Source organism: Enterobacter mori LMG 25706, from assembly GCF_000211415.1.
Lineage (GTDB): Bacteria > Pseudomonadota > Gammaproteobacteria > Enterobacterales > Enterobacteriaceae > Enterobacter > Enterobacter mori.
On sequence record NZ_GL890774.1, the window covers coordinates 399,461 to 417,213 of the forward strand.

22 protein-coding genes are annotated in these 17,753 nt (G+C 54.9%); 8 read left to right on the forward strand and 14 right to left on the reverse strand.

Annotation, left to right across the window (positions count from 1 at the left end; genetic code table 11):
• Window positions 1–20 precede the first annotated feature (20 nt).
• Genes ENTMO_RS0103715 through ENTMO_RS0103735 form a run of 5 tightly spaced genes read right to left on the reverse strand, consistent with a single transcriptional unit; the run spans window position 21 to window position 2,488 of the window.
• A complete protein-coding gene (locus tag ENTMO_RS0103715) occupies window positions 21–662 on the reverse strand; it encodes a DUF4310 family protein (RefSeq protein WP_010427370.1) in 642 nt (213 codons plus the stop codon).
• Between the two features lie 13 nt (window positions 663–675).
• Window positions 676–1,452 carry a DUF4311 domain-containing protein gene (locus ENTMO_RS0103720; RefSeq protein ID WP_008501408.1) on the reverse strand — a complete coding sequence of 259 codons (777 nt, stop codon included), beginning with the start codon at window positions 1,450–1,452 and terminating at the stop codon, window positions 676–678.
• A 22-nt stretch (window positions 1,453–1,474) separates the two neighbouring features.
• Window positions 1,475–1,774, reverse strand: coding sequence for a DUF4312 family protein (locus ENTMO_RS0103725; RefSeq protein WP_010427371.1), 300 nt, complete (start codon window positions 1,772–1,774; stop codon window positions 1,475–1,477).
• A gap of 2 nt (window positions 1,775–1,776) precedes the next feature.
• Complete coding sequence (locus ENTMO_RS0103730; protein WP_010427372.1) at window positions 1,777–2,139, reverse strand: SFCGS family glycine-rich protein; 363 nt, start codon at window positions 2,137–2,139, stop codon at window positions 1,777–1,779.
• Between the two features lie 10 nt (window positions 2,140–2,149).
• Window positions 2,150–2,488: a glycine dehydrogenase gene (locus ENTMO_RS0103735; RefSeq protein ID WP_029484951.1), complete on the reverse strand. Its 339-nt coding sequence runs from the start codon at window positions 2,486–2,488 to the stop codon at window positions 2,150–2,152.
• 418 nt (window positions 2,489–2,906) lie between these two features.
• Between ENTMO_RS0103735 and ENTMO_RS23725 the strand changes: the two genes are divergently transcribed.
• Window positions 2,907–3,062, forward strand: a complete 156-nt coding sequence (locus tag ENTMO_RS23725; protein ID WP_010427375.1) for a Hok/Gef family protein — start codon at window positions 2,907–2,909, stop codon at window positions 3,060–3,062.
• Between the two features lie 70 nt (window positions 3,063–3,132).
• Here the strand turns inward: ENTMO_RS23725 and cybC are convergent, their stop codons facing one another.
• Window positions 3,133–3,519 (reverse strand): cytochrome b562, encoded by a 387-nt coding sequence (cybC, locus tag ENTMO_RS0103745; RefSeq protein WP_010427378.1) that lies wholly within the window; start codon window positions 3,517–3,519, stop codon window positions 3,133–3,135.
• A gap of 38 nt (window positions 3,520–3,557) precedes the next feature.
• Window positions 3,558–4,910 carry a metalloprotease PmbA gene (pmbA, locus tag ENTMO_RS0103750; RefSeq protein ID WP_041951344.1) on the reverse strand — a complete coding sequence of 451 codons (1,353 nt, stop codon included), beginning with the start codon at window positions 4,908–4,910 and terminating at the stop codon, window positions 3,558–3,560.
• Window positions 4,911–5,005: 95 nt separating this feature from the next.
• Between pmbA and yjgA the strand changes: the two genes are divergently transcribed.
• Window positions 5,006–5,557 carry a ribosome biogenesis factor YjgA gene (gene yjgA, locus ENTMO_RS0103755; RefSeq protein WP_010427381.1) on the forward strand — a complete coding sequence of 184 codons (552 nt, stop codon included), beginning with the start codon at window positions 5,006–5,008 and terminating at the stop codon, window positions 5,555–5,557.
• A gap of 90 nt (window positions 5,558–5,647) precedes the next feature.
• Here the strand turns inward: yjgA and mpl are convergent, their stop codons facing one another.
• Window positions 5,648–7,024, reverse strand: coding sequence for a UDP-N-acetylmuramate:L-alanyl-gamma-D-glutamyl-meso-diaminopimelate ligase (mpl, locus tag ENTMO_RS0103760; protein WP_010427384.1), 1,377 nt, complete (start codon window positions 7,022–7,024; stop codon window positions 5,648–5,650).
• 197 nt (window positions 7,025–7,221) lie between these two features.
• On the opposite strand from mpl, the gene fbp reads away from it, so the two are divergent.
• The gene (gene fbp, locus ENTMO_RS0103765) at window positions 7,222–8,220 is read left to right on the forward strand and encodes a class 1 fructose-bisphosphatase (RefSeq protein ID WP_010427386.1); all 999 of its coding nucleotides are present in this window, start codon (window positions 7,222–7,224) and stop codon (window positions 8,218–8,220) included.
• 148 nt (window positions 8,221–8,368) lie between these two features.
• Window positions 8,369–8,725 carry a helix-turn-helix domain-containing protein gene (locus ENTMO_RS0103770; protein ID WP_010427388.1) on the forward strand — a complete coding sequence of 119 codons (357 nt, stop codon included), beginning with the start codon at window positions 8,369–8,371 and terminating at the stop codon, window positions 8,723–8,725.
• On the opposite strand, the gene ENTMO_RS0103775 is transcribed toward ENTMO_RS0103770, so the two are convergent.
• The 5 genes from ENTMO_RS0103775 to ytfQ all read right to left on the reverse strand — a co-directional run bounded on the left by ENTMO_RS0103775 (window position 8,697) and on the right by ytfQ (window position 14,978).
• Window positions 8,697–10,268 (reverse strand): methyl-accepting chemotaxis protein, encoded by a 1,572-nt coding sequence (locus ENTMO_RS0103775; RefSeq protein ID WP_010427389.1) that lies wholly within the window; start codon window positions 10,266–10,268, stop codon window positions 8,697–8,699. The genes ENTMO_RS0103770 and ENTMO_RS0103775 overlap by 29 nt on opposite strands.
• A gap of 93 nt (window positions 10,269–10,361) precedes the next feature.
• A complete protein-coding gene (gene yjfF / locus ENTMO_RS0103780; RefSeq protein WP_010427392.1) occupies window positions 10,362–11,363 on the reverse strand; it encodes a galactofuranose ABC transporter, permease protein YjfF in 1,002 nt (333 codons plus the stop codon).
• Window positions 11,350–12,375: a galactofuranose ABC transporter, ATP-binding protein YtfT gene (ytfT, locus tag ENTMO_RS0103785; protein WP_010427394.1), complete on the reverse strand. Its 1,026-nt coding sequence runs from the start codon at window positions 12,373–12,375 to the stop codon at window positions 11,350–11,352. Before ytfT ends, yjfF begins: the two co-directional genes overlap by 14 nt.
• Before the next feature lie 10 nt (window positions 12,376–12,385).
• Window positions 12,386–13,888, reverse strand: a complete 1,503-nt coding sequence (gene ytfR / locus ENTMO_RS0103790) for a galactofuranose ABC transporter, ATP-binding protein YtfR (RefSeq protein ID WP_010427395.1) — start codon at window positions 13,886–13,888, stop codon at window positions 12,386–12,388.
• Window positions 13,889–14,021: 133 nt separating this feature from the next.
• On the reverse strand, window positions 14,022–14,978 hold the full coding sequence (gene ytfQ, locus ENTMO_RS0103795; RefSeq protein WP_010427396.1) for a galactofuranose ABC transporter substrate-binding protein YtfQ: 957 nt from the start codon (window positions 14,976–14,978) through the stop codon (window positions 14,022–14,024).
• Window positions 14,979–15,287: 309 nt separating this feature from the next.
• Between ytfQ and ppa the strand changes: the two genes are divergently transcribed.
• The 4 genes from ppa to ENTMO_RS0103815 all read left to right on the forward strand — a co-directional run bounded on the left by ppa (window position 15,288) and on the right by ENTMO_RS0103815 (window position 17,429).
• Window positions 15,288–15,818, forward strand: coding sequence for an inorganic diphosphatase (gene ppa, locus ENTMO_RS0103800; RefSeq protein WP_010427397.1), 531 nt, complete (start codon window positions 15,288–15,290; stop codon window positions 15,816–15,818).
• A gap of 223 nt (window positions 15,819–16,041) precedes the next feature.
• Window positions 16,042–16,626: a hypothetical protein gene (locus ENTMO_RS0103805; protein WP_010427398.1), complete on the forward strand. Its 585-nt coding sequence runs from the start codon at window positions 16,042–16,044 to the stop codon at window positions 16,624–16,626.
• Window positions 16,623–17,093, forward strand: coding sequence for a hypothetical protein (locus tag ENTMO_RS0103810; RefSeq protein ID WP_010427399.1), 471 nt, complete (start codon window positions 16,623–16,625; stop codon window positions 17,091–17,093). The genes ENTMO_RS0103805 and ENTMO_RS0103810 overlap by 4 nt, the downstream gene beginning before the upstream one ends.
• A 21-nt stretch (window positions 17,094–17,114) precedes the next feature.
• The gene (locus ENTMO_RS0103815) at window positions 17,115–17,429 is read left to right on the forward strand and encodes a hypothetical protein (protein WP_157133703.1); all 315 of its coding nucleotides are present in this window, start codon (window positions 17,115–17,117) and stop codon (window positions 17,427–17,429) included.
• On the opposite strand, the gene ENTMO_RS0103820 is transcribed toward ENTMO_RS0103815, so the two are convergent.
• Entirely contained in the window at window positions 17,409–17,753 is a 345-nt protein-coding gene (locus ENTMO_RS0103820) for a gamma-glutamylcyclotransferase family protein (RefSeq protein WP_010427401.1), read from the reverse strand. The genes ENTMO_RS0103815 and ENTMO_RS0103820 overlap by 21 nt on opposite strands.

Genomic DNA, 17,753 nt, shown 5'->3' on the forward strand with positions numbered 1-17,753 from the left:
CGCCTGAGCGCCCGCGGGTATTAAAGGGCGACCGGGAACAGCCAGCCCAACAGCATTGCGCCGAGGATCGCGCCACCGGTGATCGGCTTCTGCCAGATGTAGAACACCAGCGCACCCAGCAGGGAACCGACGCCGATAGGAATGGAGGCGGTCATGGCGCTGAGGATAATCAACGGCCCGAGGAAGCGGCCGGAGGCGTTACCCGCGCCCATCATCACGTCTGCACCGTAGGTGGAGTTGCTCTGGTTGATGGTGAACTTACGCGCCAGGATGATGACGTAGCCAATCGCCAGGCCAATCACCAGGCCAGTAATCAGCGCGGCAATGAAGTTGGTCACCGGGAACATGATCCCCGCGCCCAGCAGCAGCGCCGGAACGCCGAGGCCCACGCCGGTCTGAATGGCGCCGCCGATGTCGAGAATACCGACCAGCGAGCCTTCGATAATACGGGCGAACAGGAAGCTTGCGCCGAACGCCGCCACCGCGCCGTAGACGCCGGTATCCATCCCCGCTTTCAGCATCGCCACGAAGGCAACTTCGTTAAACGCGCCGATGCCGTAGAGGTAGTACATGTGCGTCCCGGCGAAGACGCCGGAGGAGAGCAGGCCAACGAAGATCGGGAACGACCAGTCGGCATACCAAAAACCTTTATTCTGTTCCATGTAGAGGCTCCTGTTATTTACCGCTGAGCGAGTTGTGGATCATATCGAGCCAGTTCGGCACGGTCAGATGGAAGGATTCGATCATCTTCATGTCGAAGCCGCGGAAGAAGCCGCTCAGCACGAACAGCAGGACGATCGCCGCCATCATCACTTTGGTGACGTGGTTCCAGCCGCTCTCTTCCACGCCTTTACCGATCAGGATACCCAGCACCAGGCCCGGTACGGCGTTGCCCATGATCAGCTGCGCCGCGCCGCCGAAGATGGTCGCCCAGAAGCCCGATTTTTTACCCGCGTCAATGGCTGCCAGCCAGAAGATCACCGGCATCACGGTGTTGACCAGCAGGTTTGCCGCTGGTACCAGCACCTTCACGGCGGTGACCTGAAGCGCTGCCGGCACGGAGGAGGCGGTCAGGTTAAGGAAGGTCACGACGATCATGCCGATCACGCCGCAGGCAATCGCCATTTTGCGAGGGTCGTGCAGCGTTTCGCCGACGTTACGGTTTTTGATCATCAGTGCAGCAGCACCCCAGTTTGGGATGATGCGGTGGTCAACGTCCTGTGTGAAAGCCCCTGCGGCCACGGAAGAGGCCCAGGCGTTAAAGAAGAAACCTAACCCAAAGGAGAAGTGGGACGCCGGATCCCCTTCACAGGAGTTCAGTTCCCCCAACGTACGAAACGCGCCCATACCCTGTGTGGTAGGCGCATGAAACATGCGTGCAGCCCCGGCCCCCACACCGACGCCAACCAGGCCGCCAATGATGAGCGATTTTATTAATATAATTAAGAACATCAGTCTGCCCTTTTATGAATAATCAGCGTTGCGTGACGAAATCCACCTGGTCAAGATTGATCGCGGTCACGTTGACGGTCACATCCAGCTCCACGCTGTAGGTGCGTCTTTCCCGGCGCAAAAAGAAGAACAGAAACGCTTCTTTACGCACCGCTTCTTGCGCCTGAACAACCTGCACATCCTGTGGCTCAATACGCAGTAAGATATGCGGTGAGGCTTTCATCACCGCGGCCTGTACGTGGTTGAGCGCGTCGGCAAAGGCGCGCGCTTTGGCGTCGCCTTTTCCCTTCACTCTCACCGTGGTTGAGAACTGTTCTTTCATGCTTATGCGCCGTATTTCTTCTGCCACGCCTGTACCAGACGCTCGCCCAGCTCTTCTTTATCCATAAAGCCAAAGCCCAGCACGTTGCAGCCTTCGTTGATGGCGGTCACGCCCTCTTCCACGGAACGCATGCCGTATTTCGCTTTGTAGCCATATTTGGTTTGCGCCGTGATGGCACCCGCGCCGCCGCTGCCGCAGAAGGAGATGCCGAAGGTGGCGTTTTCCGCTTTCATCATGTCGCCAAGCTTCATGTCCGCGGCCATGCCCGGTACCACAACCGCGCGTCCACCTGCTTTTTCCACACCAGCGGCCACTTTCTGACCTTTGCCCAGGCGATCGCCAATCACGACTGTAATCTGTTCCATGTGTTGCTCCTTAAAGGTTGTCTTTCGCGACTTCGAAGTGAACGGAGAGCAGCCAGGCTTCTTCATCAGGAAGGTTGCCAAACTGCGCTACCACTTCACGGGCAAGTTGCATTGAATCTGGTGAAATTTCGTCGAACAGCTCCGCTTCAACCTCCGGCAGCGGCTCGCCGGTCACGGACCGGTGCGCCATCGCGCGAACGTGGGAGGTCAGCATCTGCTCCTGCACTGCGTTAGGGATGATGTCGTGCCGGGCCAGCAGGGCATAAACCTGCTGCAGCATGGTGTTAGCGAGCTGCTCTGTGTGCAGCGCCTGTTCCCCAACGTCGTTCATTACCGCTCCGTTAATCACTGGTCTTACCCCGTTAATGGCTCTGGAATAAAACTAACGTTGCAGGGGAATTGTTTGTAGCGAGTTGTTTTCCACTTCGAAGTGGAAAGGCGAGCAGCAGCAGTGATCTGTGCCACATAAATGCGGTGAATCTGGATAAACCGCTGTATTTACGTGATGAATATCACGCTATTCAGCGGCAATGAACAGGTCAGTGAAGTGGAAAAGTTTCCGAGCGGGCTCGTAGAAATGTGACGTGGATAAGGTTTTCTTATGGGGATTCGCTAGAGTGGCGACGGGTGCTTGAGACTGACCGTCTCAGGCATGGGACGGAAAGTGGAAAGCCCCTACCTGAATTTAAATCAGGACGGGGCTGTAAACGACACGTCTAGCCACGTGATGTTTGCTACCTCGCCCGCTTTACAGCAAGGAGGCATCCATGAAACGCAGAAACCCAAGTATCGGGGTTTTGATGATTATTTCTTTGACGATAATCATCTTAACGCTGGTGACGAGGAAAACACTGTGCGAGATCCGTTTTCGAAACGGCTCGCTTGAAGTGACCGCGCGGATGGAGTGTCGCTCCGGCAAGTAGGGAGCAAAGATGCGGGGGCGCGTAATGCGCCTCCGCATACGGAGGGAGGACGTACAGCTCAGGCACCCAATTAACGATACTTTTTATGATAGGTGTTGCGCGTCGCCACAAACTGGTCGGCCGCCGCCTGGGCTTCCTTCACCTTGCCTTCGTTAGCCAGCTTCAGCGCACCGTCGATCTGGCCGACCAGCACGTCAAAGCCGTGGCGATAGTCTTTCATCTCTGCACTGTCTGCCGCTTTGCTTTCCAGCTTCGGCGGGGTTGCTTTTTGCGCATCCAGCGCCGCTTCACGCATTTTGGTCAATGCGTCTTTCATGTCCGCCGCATTGTCCGTTTTCTGCACCACCTTCAGGTTTTCACTGAGGATGTCCATATTGTCTTCGAGATCGGCGGCAAACGCAGACGAACCAAGAACCAGCGTTGAAGCCGCGACGATCGCTAACAGATGTTTACGCATTGCTCACTTCCTTTTTTATTATTAACAAAACGCTATCTTTATTGACCCGCAATTTTCATTTCGGGCAGAAGAACTGAACCACACTGTATATTGCTACGTGTTTCAATATCGTTACCGACCGTAACGATGTTGCGCCACATATCCTTCAGGTTACCCGCGATGGTGATTTCGCTCACCGGATACTGAATTTCGCCGTTTTCGACCCAGAAGCCCGCCGCACCGCGCGAGTAGTCGCCGGTGATGCCGCTTACGCCCTGGCCCATCAGTTCCGTGACGACCAGGCCGGTGCCCATCTCTTTCAGCATCTGCTCAAAGCTCAGGCCCTGACCGGCAATACGCCAGTTGTGGATCCCGCCCGCGTGACCGGTGCTTTTCAGCCCCAGCTTGCGCGCGGAGTAATTGGTCAGCAGCCACTGGGTCAGAATACCGTCTTTGATAATATCGCGACGTTCGGTGCGAACGCCTTCGCTGTCGAACGGCGTGGAGGCCAGCCCTTTCAGCAGGTGCGGATGCTCTTCAATGGTCAGCCATTCCGGCAGGATCTGCTTGCCCAGCGAGTCGAGCAGGAAGGTCGATTTACGGTACACCGAGCCGCCCGCGATAGCGCCCACCAGATGGCCAAACAGGCCGGTTGCCACTTCATTAGCAAAAATGACCGGGGCTTTCATGGTGGAGAGTTTACGCGGCGACAGGCGAGACAGCGTGCGCTCGGCGCACTCTTTACCCACCCACTCCGGAGACTGTAAATCCCCCAGCGCGCGGCCAATGGTGTAGGCGTAGTCGCGCTCCATGTCGCCGTTCTCTTCAGCGATGACGCAGCTGGAGAGCGAGTGGCGGGTAGAGCAGTAGCCCTGCAGCATGCCGTGGCTGTTGCCAAAGACTTTGATGCCGTAATGGCTATTGAAGCTACCACCTTCGGTATTGGTGATGCGCTTATCGGCCTGCAGGGAAGCCTGCTCGGCGCGCGCGGCCAGTTCAATGGCTTCGTCCGGGGTCACTTCCGCCGGGTGGAAAAGATCGAGATCCGGCGCATCAAACGCCAGCAGCTCTTTATCCGCCACGCCTGCGTAAGGATCAGGAGAGGTATAACGGGCGATATCCAGCGCCGCCTGCACCGTACGGGCGATGGCATCCGGACTGAGATCGGTGGATGACGCGCTGCCTTTGCGATTCTGGTGATACACCGTGATCCCAAGCGCGCCATCGCTGTTGAATTCGACATTTTCCACTTCGCCATAGCGGGTGCTCACGCTGATGCCGGTGGTTTTGCTGACCGCCACTTCGGCGCCATCTGATTTTTCTGAAGCAAGCATCAGCGCGGTGGAGACGGCTTCTTCCAGAATCTTACGCTGCGCTTCAACTTGTGAGGTTACTTTCATCGCAAATGCCATACTGTAAGAGAGAGTTATCTGAAGTCTAACAGAGAACCGTTTTTCAGTGCGCGTCTTAACTGGTAACATTAGCCTCTTTTTTTAAGGAGCCTGACATGACTAAGCAGCCCGAAGACTGGCTCGACGACGTTCCCGGTGATGACATCGAAGACGAAGATGATGAGATCATCTGGGTCAGTAAAAGTGAAATTAAACGTGACGCCGAAGAGTTAAAACAGCTTGGCGCAGAATTGGTAGAACTGGGTAAAAACGCGCTGGATAAGATCCCGCTCGACCAGGATCTGCGTGATGCCATTGAACTGGCACAGAAAATCAAAAAAGAAGGCCGTCGTCGCCAGCTTCAGCTTATCGGGAAAATGCTGCGTCAGCGCGACGTCGATCCGATCCGCCAGGCACTGGACAAGCTGAAAAACCGCCACAACCAGCAGGTTGCGTTTTTCCATAAGCTTGAGCAGATCCGCGATCGTCTGATTGAACAGGGTGATGACGCCGTACCGGAAGTGCTGAACCTGTGGCCGGATGCCGACCGCCAGCAGCTGCGTTCTTTGATCCGCAACGCGAAGAAAGAGAAAGAAGGGAATAAGCCACCGAAGTCTGCGCGCCTGATTTTCCAGTATCTGCGCGAGCTGTCTGAGAACGACGAGTAATCTGTTCCCCTCACCCCGGCCCTCTCCCCGGAGGGGCGAGGGAGAAAAGAATGTAGGCCCGGTAAGCACAAGCGCCACCGGGCTTTTTTTTTACTCTGCGACCGCTTCCGCTTTCTTCGCCAGACCGTCCAGCAGCTTCTGATGGATCCCACCAAAACCGCCGTTGCTCATCACCAGAATGTGATCGCCAGGCTGTGCGGCTTTCACGACCATATCCGCTAAGACATCCACATCCGCACTCCAGTGCGCAGGCTGAATGCAGGCGTCGGCCACTTCGGCCACCTGCCACGGAATATGCTGCGGCTGTAAGAGGAAGACTTCATCGGCACGTCCTAACGACGGCGCGAGGTCATCTTTGCAGATGCCCATTTTCATGGTGTTCGAGCGCGGTTCCAGCACGGCCAGAATGCGCGCGGTGCCGCCAACCTTGCCGCGTAACGCTGCAAGCGTTGCCAGAATGGCGGTTGGATGATGCGCGAAATCGTCATACACCGTCACGCCATTCGCTTCGCCGCGCAGTTCCAGACGGCGACGGGCGTTAATGAACGAGCCCAGCGCATTGGCTGCATCCGCAGGCAGCACGCCCACGTGACGCGCCGCAGCAATGGCCATCAGGCCGTTGTGCATGTTGTGCTCGCCCACCAGGCCCCACTTCACCTCACCCACTTTTTCACCGTCGAGCAGCACTTCCCACTCGGAGGCATCGGCGTTGAGTTTCTTCGCCTGCCAGTGACCCTGTTCGCCCACCAGTTCCTGCTCGCTCCAGCAGCCCATTGCCAGGGTTTGCTTCAGGTTGATGTCGTTCTCCGGCAGGATGATGCGGCCCTGACCCGGAACAATGCGCACCAGGTGGTGGAACTGTTTCTGGATCGCTTTCAGGTCGTCAAAGATATCCGCGTGATCGAACTCAAGGTTGTTGAGGATCAGCGTGCGCGGGCAGTAATGCACAAACTTGGAACGCTTGTCGAAGAATGCACAGTCGTATTCGTCGGCTTCGATCACAAAGAACGGGCTGTCACCCAGACGTGCAGAAACGTCGAAATTGCCCGGAACGCCGCCAATGACAAAGCCAGGCTTATAGCCACAGGCTTCGAGGATCCAGGTCGCCATTCCGGCGGTGGTGGTTTTGCCGTGGGTACCGGCAACGGCAACAACCCAGCGGTCGCGCAGCACAAAATCATGCAGCCACTGTGGGCCAGACATAAACGGAATATTGCGTTCCAGCACCGCTTCAACACATGGGTTACCACGGGTCATGGCGTTGCCAATGATCACCAGATCCGGTTCAGGATCCAGCTGGCTGGCCTCGTAGCCCTGAATCAGCGAGATGCCCTGCTTCTCCAGAAGCGTGCTCATCGGCGGATACACATTGGCGTCCGAACCTGTTACTTCATGGCCCAGTGAGCGCGCCAGCATTGCCAGTCCGCCCATGAAAGTGCCACAAATCCCCAATATATGAATGCGCATACGTCACTATCCTTCTTCAATGTGGCGCACATTTTACTCACATGTTAGCGGCTGTGAAACGCATTTCAGGTAAATCCGTATTTGCTGGCGCGATTCACCAGTGCGCTACTATTTGAATATTTGTTAAGATTGTTGGGCTTTAGTCGTTTTGGTGAACATACAATCGCTCTACTCACATAAGATGCAGGGAAAGTGTTATGAAAACGTTAGGTGAATTTATTGTCGAAAAGCAGCACGAGTTCTCTCATGCTACCGGTGAACTCACTGCTTTGCTGTCGGCAATAAAGCTGGGCGCTAAGATCATCCACCGCGATATCAACAAGGCCGGTCTGGTCGATATCCTGGGTGCCAGCGGTGCCGAGAACGTTCAGGGCGAGGTTCAACAGAAACTCGATCTGTTCGCAAATGAAAAACTGAAAGCTGCACTGCGCGCGCGCGACATCGTTGCGGGTATCGCCTCCGAAGAAGAAGATGAAATTGTTGTTTTCGAAGGATGCGAACACGCGAAATACGTTGTCCTGATGGATCCGCTCGACGGCTCCTCCAACATCGACGTTAACGTTTCTGTCGGTACCATTTTCTCCATCTACCGCCGCGTCACGCCTGTTGGCACGCCGGTCACCGAAGAAGATTTCCTCCAGCCGGGCAGCAATCAGGTTGCTGCGGGCTATGTGGTGTATGGTTCGTCCACCATGCTGGTGTACACCACCGGCTGCGGCGTTCACGCCTTTACTTACGATCCGTCGCTGGGCGTGTTCTGCCTGAGCCAGGAACGTATGCGCTTCCCGGAGAAGGGCAACACTTACTCCATCAACGAAGGCAACTACATTCGATTCCCGAGCGGCGTGAAGAAGTACATCAAATTCTGCCAGGAAGAAGATAAAGCCACCCAGCGCCCGTATACCTCCCGCTATATCGGTTCTCTGGTCGCTGACTTCCACCGCAACCTGCTGAAAGGCGGCATCTACCTCTACCCAAGCACCGCAAGCCACCCGGACGGGAAGCTGCGTCTGCTGTACGAATGCAACCCGATGGCATTCCTCGCCGAACAGGCGGGCGGCAAGGCGAGCGACGGTAAAGAGCGTATTCTGGATATCGTGCCGGAAAGCCTGCACCAGCGCCGTTCGTTCTTCGTCGGCAACAACCACATGGTTGAAGACGTTGAACGTTTCATCCGTGAGTATCCGGACGCGTAACCCCTTTCTCATGGGAAGCCGCCCGGCTTCCCAGTCATTTATATATTTTACCGTATAAGTGTTTATAAAAAAGACGCTTTAATCTTCATCCCTGCTCCTGCATTATTTCCATAACAGTTTGACAATTATTTCCTGGAGCATATTCGCGATGAAAAACTATTCTCGTGCCAATACCGGCATTGATTTAAATCTTATTCCTGTCTTTATTGAAATTGTTCGCTGCGGCAGCATGGCGAAAGCCTCTGTGCGCCTGGACATGTCCCGCCCGGCGGTAAGCCTGGCACTGAAGCGCTTTAATCAACTTTTTGATGAGCCACTGTTTTACCGTAAAGGTTTATATCTTGAGCCCACAGAAAAAGCGTTAGCGTTAACCAGCGCGCTGGAAATATTAATGGGGAATATTCACGATAATATTAATGCGTTAAATTCATCGACAAATAAAACCCTGGCACAGCACGTACCAGGGATGAATATGATTATGCAGCAGTCTGGGCCGTCAGCTTAAACGAGGACATGGCTTCCATCAGTTCGCGCGACTGCTCTTCCAGCGAGCGTGTCGCAGCGGATGACTGCTGTACCAGCGCCGCATTTTGCTGCGCCGTTTCGTCCATCTGGTTCACCGCGATGTTCACCTGCTCAATGCCGCGACTCTGTTCCTGAGACGCGGTCGCAATTTCACGCATCAGCCTGGTCATCCGCAGCACTTCTGTTGCGATCTCATCCATCGTTTCACCGGCCTGCTGTGCCAGTTCGCTCCCCTCATTCACATGAGTTTGTGAATCGCTGATAAGCGATCGGATCTCTTTCGCCGCGTCGGCACTGCGGCTGGCCAGGTTTCGCACTTCGCCCGCGACAACGGCAAAACCCCGTCCCTGTTCGCCCGCGCGCGCGGCTTCAACGGAGGCGTTCAGCGCCAGAATATTGGTCTGGAAGGCAATGCCGTCGATCACGCTCAGGATGTCGGCGATCCGCGCCGAGCTGCCGGAGATATCGCGCATTTTTTCAATCACGTAGCAGACCATTTCACTGCCGTGATCGGCCGTGTCGGAAACGGACTTCGCCAGCTGGTGCGCCTGCTCGGCGTTGTCGGCGTTGAGTTTCACCGTGGCGGTGATCTCTTCCATGCTGGCCGCCGTTTGCTCAAGTGAGGTGGCGGTAGATTCCGTGCGCTGGGCAAGGTTCATGTTCCCTGCCGTCAGCTCCCGGCTGCCGGTATCAATTTGCGAACTGGCATCGCGCACCCGCAGAACCGATCCCATCAGCGATTGACGCATCGCTTCAATGGCCGCGTTGAGCCGGTTAAATTCCTGGCTGGCTGTCGGATCCAGGGTATGGGTTAAATCGCCTGCCGCGACATGTTCGAGCTGAGCAATCGATGCCGAGAGCGGCTTCAGCAGCATATGGCGCAGCACCAGCCAGGCGAGGACGATAATGCCTGCCGTCAGCAGCGCGGCGACCACGATCAGGATCAGTACGCGGGTTTTGCTCGACTGCACGGCACTGACTTCCGCTTTGCCACGCGCTTCGCTCCACGCCTGGAAAGCCTGCATATCATTATCAAACTTGTTGGCCACCGGAATCAGCGCGTTCTCAATCAGGTCGTAATAACCGTCCGCACTCTGGTCGTTCAGGGCTTTCAGCATCGGGTTGATACCCTGCCGGATATACGCCGCCAGACTCGCCGCCACGTTATCCAGCAGCTTTTGCCCCTGCTCGTCAGCCACCCCGCCGTCGATCACGGCTTTCAGCGTTTTCTGCGCCTGGGCAATTTCCTGATTGATGTTTTTTACCGATTTGGATGCATCGTCCAGCAGACCAATTTCCATCATTCGGACGGCCTGGCCCGCCTCATTGCGCGCGCGCAGGATCAGCGTATAGCCAGAATTAAGCTGCACCATTTGCTCACCCTGAAGGTGGTTGATGCGCTGGAGTGAAGAAGAACTCTGTGTGAGGGCATAAATACCAATGCCGCTGACAATCAGCAGCAGAAGGGTCATAACGGCCAGTAGAGAGAGCAAGCCGGTACGAATCGATAGCGTTTTCAGCATGATGTTATTTCCGGTAGCGAGATATTTCTTGGCGTAAAAGAAGAGTATCGGCCGCTACCGGAAAATGTTTAGACTTTAAGCAATTTCAGCGTGTTATGGCTCTGTTACCGATGTGTTTACGCGGGTAACAGGCGAGCTTTGACGGTTCTCCCAGAGCACCGTCAGACCGCGCTGCAGGGCAATAAAAATAAACAGCAAAATGCCGATGGCGATCTTCGTCCACCACGAGCTGAGCGTGCCGTCGAAGTTAATGTAGGTCTGTATCAGCCCCTGGATCGCCACGCCGAACAGCGTGCCTAGCACCGTGCCTACCCCGCCGCTGAGCAGCGTGCCGCCGATCACCACAGAAGCAATCGCATCCACCTCAACGCCGCCGCCCGCCAGCGCGTAACCGGCCTGGGTATACACAGAGAAGACGATACCCGCCAGCGTCGCCAGCCCGGTCGACAGCATATAGATGCGGATGGTGGTGCTGCGGGTGGAGATCCCCATCAGGTTGGCCGACGTGGCGTTACCGCCAATGGCGTAGACCTGATTGCCAAACCGGGTGCGGTGGGCGAGGAAGATGCCAATCACCACCACACCCAGCATCAGCAGCCCCATCGCGCTCAGGCGGCCGCCGCCGGGGATTTTCCACGCCAGGCTGGAGAGCGTGTCGTAGATGGGGTGGTTAATCGGGATCGACTCCTCCGACACCAGATAGCTCACGCCGCGCAGGAAGAACATCCCGGCGAGGGTGATGATAAAGGCAGGAATTTTCAGCGCGTCGATCAGCAACCCCATAAAGGCACCAAACGCGCAGCCCATCGCCAGCACCAGCGGGAATGCCACCAGCGGAGAGATGCCCCAGAACCCAATGGCTTTCGCGAGGAACACGCCCGTAAACGCGATCACCGAGCCGACGGAGAGATCGATCCCGCCGGAGAGGATCACAAAGGTCATCCCGACGGCGATGATGCCTAAAAAGGCGTTATCGGTCAGGATATTGCAGATGACACGCGTGGAGGCGAAACCGGGAAACTGGGTGAGGCAGTAGAGATACCCCAGCACAAACACGCCCAGCGTGATCATTAACGGCAAATTACGTTTTATCATGGCCACGGATCCCCTTAATGATGCTGACAAAGCGCGGCGACTGGACGATCAGCACGCAGAGCACGACCACCGCTTTCACCACCTGGTTGAGTTCCGGCTGGAATCCCGAGAGCAGGATGCCGGTGTTCATGCCCTGAATGATCAGCGCCCCCACCACCGAGAGCAGCAGGTTAAAGCGCCCGCCCATCAGCGACCCGCCGCCGATCACCACCGCGAGGATCGCGTCCAGCTCCAGCCATAACCCGGCGTTGTTGGCATCGGCCCCGCGAATATCCGCCGCGACGATAACCCCGGCGATGGCGGCGCAGACGCCGCTCAGCACGTAGGTCAGCATCACCATCAAGCGGGTGTTGACCCCGGCGTTGCGCGCGGCGCGGATGTTGATCCCCACCGCTTCAATAAACATGCCGAGCGCCGTTTTGCGGGTAAAGAGCCAAAAGATAAGCAGCGTCACGAGGGCAATAATCACCGGCGTCGGGAAGAACAGAAGGTTGCCGCTACCGAGCCACGCCAGGCTCGGGGAGTTAAAGGTGACGATCTGCCCGGACGTAATCAGCTGCGCCACGCCGCGCCCGGCCACCATCAGTATCAGGGTGGCAACAAAGGGCTGAATTTTCAGCACCGCCACCAGAATGCCGTTCCAGAGCCCGGCTAATACCCCGGAGCCCAGTGCGGCCAGCAGCACCACCGGCAGGCTGTGCCCGGCCACGGTCATCGAGGCGGCAGTGGCGCCAGCAATCGCCATCACCGCGCCGACGGAGAGGTCAATCCCACCGGTGGCGATCACCAGCGTCATACCTATCGCCAGCAGCGCGACGGGTGCGGCGCGGTTTAAAATATCGATCGGACTGCCAAACAGGCGGCCATCCTGCACGATGATCTGGAAGAAATGCGGCGCGACCAGGCTATCCACCAGCAGCACCACCAGCAGCGCCGCGATTTGCGGCGTACCGGTCGGCCAGCTGAAGCGGCGCTTTGACTCACCGGTTTGCGAAAGTGAACGGGGCCTCACGATTAGCTCCTTACGCCGCGATGGCATTCATGATTGCCGGAACGGACAGCTTATCCAGCGGGATCTCTGCCACCTGCTTGCGATCGCGCATGATAATGACGCGATCGGCATAACCCACCAGCTCCTCAAGCTCGGACGAAATGACCAGCAAGGCCAGACCGTCCGCGCACAACGTTTCGATAAGCCGGATAATTTCGGCGTGCGCGCCTACATCAATGCCGCGCGTCGGCTCGTCGAGGATCAGGAACTGCGGTTTGGTCAGCAGCCAGCGCGAGAGGAGAACCTTCTGCTGGTTACCGCCGGAGAGAAATTCAATGGGCTGTTCCGCGCTCGGGGTGCGAATACCAAGCTGACGGATAAAGCGCTCGGCAATGGCGTTTTGTTCTTTACGCGGAATGGGACGCAGCCACCCGCGCTGCGCCTGTAGCGCCAGAATGATGTTTTCCCGCACCGAGGCGGCGGCAATAATACCGTCCGTTTTCCGGTCTTCCGGGCAGAAGCCGACGCCCAGACAGGACGCCTGATGCGGCGATCGCAGGGTTTGCGGTTTGCCCTTGATCAGCGCCCTGCCGCTGTCGGCAGGTTTGATCCCGAAGATCACTTCGGCGGTTTCGGTTCGGCCTGAGCCTAGCAGGCCCGCCAGGCCAACAATCTCACCGGGGCGAACCTCAAGGTTAAACGGCGAGATCACCCCTTTTTTGCCGTAATCGCTGAACGCGGCGACCGGTTTTTCGCTCAGCAGCGTGCGTCCTGCACGCTGAAGGGCGTTGGTTTCCAGCTCTCGGCCCAGCATCATTTTCACCAGCTCAATCTGCGGTAGCTCGCGGGTCTCGCGGCAGCCGACAAAGCTGCCGTTGCGCAGCACCGTGATGCGATCGCTCACTTCATACACCTGATCGAGGAAGTGCGTAACGAAGATCAGGCTCACGCCCTGATCGCGCAGCTGGCGCATCAGGGTGAAGAGCATTTCGACTTCCTGAGTATCCAGGCTGGCGGTGGGTTCATCGAGGATCAGCACCTTTGCCGAGAGATCGATAGCCCGGCAGATGGCGACGATCTGCTGCATCGCCACGGAAAAGCGGTTCAGCGGCTCGCGGACGTCGAGGGAAAAGCCGTATGATTCCATCAGTTTTGTCGCCCGCGCTTCCATCTCTTTGCGGCGCAGCAGGCCAAAACGACGTGGCTCACGGCCAATAAACAGGTTATCCGCCACCGACATGTTCGGCAGCAGGTTGACTTCCTGATACACCGTCCCAATCCCCAACTGTTGGGCATGGGCGGTATTTTTTGGCGAAATGGCGTTACCTTCCAGCCAGATGGTGCCGCGATCGGCGTGATACACGCCGGTCAGCGCTTTAATCAGCGTGGATTTCCCCGCGCCGTTCTCGCCCAGCAGCGCCATGATCTCACCGCGACGCAGGCTGAAATCGACGTTATCCAGCGCCTTCACGCCGGGGAAGAATTTACTCAAGCCCTCTGTGCGGAGGATTTCCTGGTGTTGTTCAGTATTCATATGTCCTCCCCTCACCCTGACCCTCTCCCCGGAGGGGAGAGGGGATTGATCGTGCCAATTGTTAATATCCAGCTCCGCCCTTCCTTTCTCCCTCTCCCCTCCGGGGAGAGGGCTGGGGTGAGGGGCGCGGGTCTTAATAGCCCATATTTTTCTTCTTCTCTAACTCTTCTTTCGCCGTATCCGGCAGGTAGAGCGTGGACTTAGTGACCGTCACTTTCTCAGGCATCGTGCCGTCTTTCTTGAATTTCTCCAGCGCGTCGAATGCCGGGCCCGCCATGTTTGGCGTCAGCTCCACGCTGGCGTTGGCCTCACCGTCGATCATCGCTTTGTAGATGTCCGGCACGCCGTCGATAGAGCCGGTGAGGATATCTTTGCCCGGTTTCAGACCCGCTTCTTTAATCGCCTGAATCGCACCGATCACCATGTCATCGTTGTGGGCGTAAACCATGCAGATGTTCTTGCCGTTGTTTTCAGCCTTGATAAAGCTTTCCATGACCTCTTTGCCCTTACTGCGGGTAAAGTCACCGGACTGAGAACGGATAATTTTGATGTTTGGCGCTTTGGCGATGGCCTCAGCAAACCCCTTCTTACGGTCGATGGCCACGCTCGCACCGACGGTGCCCTGCAGCTCAACGCCGTTACACGGCTTGCCGTCGACCTGTTTCACCAGCCAGTCACCAATTAACTGTCCTTCAAGCACGTTATTGGCCGTCACGGTGGTCATATAGAGAGATTTGTCTTTTACATCAATGGAACGATCGAGCAGGAAGACCGGGATCTCCGCGTCTTTCGCTTCCTTCAGCACGGGCTCCCAGCCGGTCGCCACGACGGGCGCAATAAAGATGGCATCTACGCCCTGGGCGATAAAGGAGCGTACGGCTTTGATCTGGTTCTCTTGTTTTTGCTGACCATCGGCGATTTTCAGCGTGATCCCGCGTTTCTGGGCCTCGCTTTTCGCTACGTTGGTTTCTGCCGCGCGCCAGCCGGATTCAGAGCCGACTTGCGAAAAACCTACGGTTAAAGGTGCGGCCATCGCCATAGACGACATGGCTGCCGAAACTGCTGTGACAAGAAGTAAGCGCTTCCACATATGAACGTCCTCGTAGGGTGAGTTATTGTTGGTTAAAAGATGTTCTGCGAAATGACTATAGCCAATGAAATATGTAACGAATTGCGTTACATCACACTTCAGAAAAGTGAATAAAACGTTAATCACAAGTTTGTAATCGCTTTCATTTCACCATTAAAAATGCGGCTGAGTTTATGGATTTTCCTGTCATGGAAACGGTCTGAAAAGTGGGGTCAACGAGGGAAGATGGCGAAAACAGGCGGAGACATTCAGCGCGAGTTGGCTATAATACCTGCCACTTGTTTACCATCCATTTTAAAGGACACCGACATGAGCTTACTCAACGTCCCAGCGGGTAAAGAACTGCCAGAAGACATCTACGTAGTTATCGAAATCCCGGCTAACGCAGATCCGATCAAATACGAAGTGGACAAAGAGAGCGGCGCCCTGTTCGTAGACCGTTTCATGTCTACCGCGATGTTCTATCCGTGTAACTACGGTTACATCAACCACACCCTGTCTCTGGACGGTGACCCGGTTGACGTGCTGGTCCCAACGCCATACCCACTGGAGCCAGGCTCCGTCATTCGCTGCCGTCCTGTTGGCGTGCTGAAAATGACCGACGAATCCGGTGAAGATGCGAAGCTGGTTGCGGTACCGCACACCAAGCTGAGCAAAGAGTACGATCACATCAAAGATGTGAACGACCTGCCAGAGCTGCTGAAAGCGCAGATCACTCACTTCTTCGAGCACTACAAAGACCTCGAAAAAGGCAAGTGGGTTAAGGTTGACGGCTGGGACAACGCTGAAGCGGCGAAAGCAGAAATCATCGCCTCTTTCGAGCGCGCGGCTAAGAAGTAATTCTTACTGCCTGTCTATAAAGCCCCGCTGGTCGGGGCTTTTTTATTTCTTTGGTTAAAATCGGCATAAACGAATTATTTAAGAAAAATCCCATTCTTTTTTGATTTGGATATTAAAAACAGAAAAGACACCCTATCATTTATGGTGGAAGTGGTTGAATAGCCCGGCTGTTCACAACATACTGTCATGATGAACATTAATTCCCATTCATTATAGGATTCTTATGTCATCCATTAACATTGATGTTGCCCGCCCTACAGGGATTTATTTTATCATTGAACGGCTTTATTCTCGCGATGGTCTTATGCCTTCTATTGGGGAAATCAGCCCCTCTTTGACACAGGTGCACCGTACTGTCATTCAGCTAAAGCGCAAGCAAGATATGTTTATGGATGGCGTTAAGGTTATCCCTAAAGATATTACCCTTTGGCAACAGATAAAATATATTACGGGTTCAAAAGTAACGACCAAAGATACAGATGCGTTAGTGTATACGACCGATTTTATTGGATCTCTTGTTGCCACAACACCTTTAGGTAATATTGAGCATGAAAATATTCCTCGGTTCCTCACGACAGAGTCTATCCACTCCCTGCCGCAGGCGGTGAGTTATGGGCGAGATCCCATCCCACAAGTACTTCTTTATGGTCGTAAGGATATTGTCTTCTTTATGGACAATGGTGGTAAAGGTACGCCAACCGCTATTGCAAAATATAACCATAATACTCGTGCCCTTGCCATAATCAAAGATCAGCTAGAAGCCAGTAAAACGATGAAGGAACTGCTATCTAAGGGAGCAAAATTATGAGCAAGAAAAACCATACCGTGAGCCTATTCGTCCTTATTATTGCCTCCTTTATATTTGGCAGAGGTACGTATGTTGAATATCTGTCATGGTACTATGGAACCGATAATTTAATATTCAGCGAAATAAACAGTTCCTTACTATCTAGTTTATTTAACGGGCTTTTCTTCGCTCTATCAGCAAGTGTTATTTATGCGTTACTCACTCTATTAAAAAGAATTCCAGCGAATATTGTCACTTCTTGTCTACTTCAGTTCTGTATTAACATCGGGCTATATACGCTTTTTGTTGCAGTAGATAGAGGATATAGTAAATTACATACTTTAAGCTCGGGTGCTACTGATATCACCCACAGCTATTTTTTAGGGGCGTTGCTGACGAGCACACTCCTGACCGTCGCGATCGTGAGCGTTATACATGCTAAGTTTCTTTCTTCAAAGCATAAAGATGGGCTACATAAAGGCGTTTGACTGTTACGGCAAAGACAGCAAATGGCAGTATCTCTGCATCATGACATTCCAGCTTGCCTGGTTTTTGTTTTACTTATGGATCCCTTATCGAAGCGATTATGCGATTCTGCTGTTTTTACTGTTTTTCCTGCCCGTGATTTCAAGCAACACGCGGTGCATAAACTACTATGGCCGTTCACGCGCCCTGTGTTTGTTATGGCTTATTGCCCCCTACATCATGCTGTTCGTTCCTCTGTTTTTAACCCGGCGCCGGGATACAGAAGAGAGTTGAAGGAACAAAAAACAACGCCACCTCACGGTGGCGTTGCTTTTTTTTCAGTACTGGTCTCTGTCTAACCAGTTACCGCTTTCAATCCGCGTTAGCCCATCAACAGGACGCTGATAAACGTACATCCACGCACTTCCGTATGGCGTCTGGATCAACTGGCGAGCGTATTCACCGCCCCTGGTGCGCAAGGCATCAAGTTCGGCAAGCGTAGCATTGTCAATACGATAAACTTCACCCTGTACTGTTCCTTCCCCCGGAACCGCGCCTGGATAGTGGCCCAGACTGTACAACTGGTAGTTCTCGATATTGTAATTCCCCAGCAGCAGGGCATTGGTCATCCAGTGACTGTTGCCTTGCTTGGTTCGTAAACTGCCGTACACAAATATTCGCAT

What these genes read in the sequence shown, in the direction of transcription:
- ytfQ (WP_010427396.1), bottom strand. Translation starts at nt 14,978, where the DNA reads ATGTGGAAGCGCTTACTTCTTGTCACAGCAGTTTCGGCAGCCATGTCG.
- ENTMO_RS0103715 (WP_010427370.1), bottom strand. Translation starts at nt 662, where the DNA reads ATGGAACAGAATAAAGGTTTTTGGTATGCCGACTGGTCGTTCCCGATC.
- ENTMO_RS0103730 (WP_010427372.1), bottom strand. Translation starts at nt 2,139, where the DNA reads ATGGAACAGATTACAGTCGTGATTGGCGATCGCCTGGGCAAAGGTCAG.
- ppa (WP_010427397.1), top strand. Translation starts at nt 15,288, where the DNA reads ATGAGCTTACTCAACGTCCCAGCGGGTAAAGAACTGCCAGAAGACATC.
- ENTMO_RS0103775 (WP_010427389.1), bottom strand. Translation starts at nt 10,268, where the DNA reads ATGCTGAAAACGCTATCGATTCGTACCGGCTTGCTCTCTCTACTGGCC.
- ytfR (WP_010427395.1), bottom strand. Translation starts at nt 13,888, where the DNA reads ATGAATACTGAACAACACCAGGAAATCCTCCGCACAGAGGGCTTGAGT.
- cybC (WP_010427378.1), bottom strand. Translation starts at nt 3,519, where the DNA reads ATGCGTAAACATCTGTTAGCGATCGTCGCGGCTTCAACGCTGGTTCTT.
- ENTMO_RS0103720 (WP_008501408.1), bottom strand. Translation starts at nt 1,452, where the DNA reads ATGTTCTTAATTATATTAATAAAATCGCTCATCATTGGCGGCCTGGTT.
- ENTMO_RS0103820 (WP_010427401.1), bottom strand. Translation starts at nt 17,753, where the DNA reads ATGCGAATATTTGTGTACGGCAGTTTACGAACCAAGCAAGGCAACAGT.
- fbp (WP_010427386.1), top strand. Translation starts at nt 7,222, where the DNA reads ATGAAAACGTTAGGTGAATTTATTGTCGAAAAGCAGCACGAGTTCTCT.
- pmbA (WP_041951344.1), bottom strand. Translation starts at nt 4,910, where the DNA reads ATGGCATTTGCGATGAAAGTAACCTCACAAGTTGAAGCGCAGCGTAAG.
- yjfF (WP_010427392.1), bottom strand. Translation starts at nt 11,363, where the DNA reads ATGATAAAACGTAATTTGCCGTTAATGATCACGCTGGGCGTGTTTGTG.
- ENTMO_RS0103725 (WP_010427371.1), bottom strand. Translation starts at nt 1,774, where the DNA reads ATGAAAGAACAGTTCTCAACCACGGTGAGAGTGAAGGGAAAAGGCGAC.
- yjgA (WP_010427381.1), top strand. Translation starts at nt 5,006, where the DNA reads ATGACTAAGCAGCCCGAAGACTGGCTCGACGACGTTCCCGGTGATGAC.
- ENTMO_RS0103815 (WP_157133703.1), top strand. Translation starts at nt 17,115, where the DNA reads ATGGCAGTATCTCTGCATCATGACATTCCAGCTTGCCTGGTTTTTGTT.
- ENTMO_RS0103770 (WP_010427388.1), top strand. Translation starts at nt 8,369, where the DNA reads ATGAAAAACTATTCTCGTGCCAATACCGGCATTGATTTAAATCTTATT.
- ENTMO_RS0103805 (WP_010427398.1), top strand. Translation starts at nt 16,042, where the DNA reads ATGTCATCCATTAACATTGATGTTGCCCGCCCTACAGGGATTTATTTT.
- mpl (WP_010427384.1), bottom strand. Translation starts at nt 7,024, where the DNA reads ATGCGCATTCATATATTGGGGATTTGTGGCACTTTCATGGGCGGACTG.
- ENTMO_RS23725 (WP_010427375.1), top strand. Translation starts at nt 2,907, where the DNA reads ATGAAACGCAGAAACCCAAGTATCGGGGTTTTGATGATTATTTCTTTG.
- ENTMO_RS0103810 (WP_010427399.1), top strand. Translation starts at nt 16,623, where the DNA reads ATGAGCAAGAAAAACCATACCGTGAGCCTATTCGTCCTTATTATTGCC.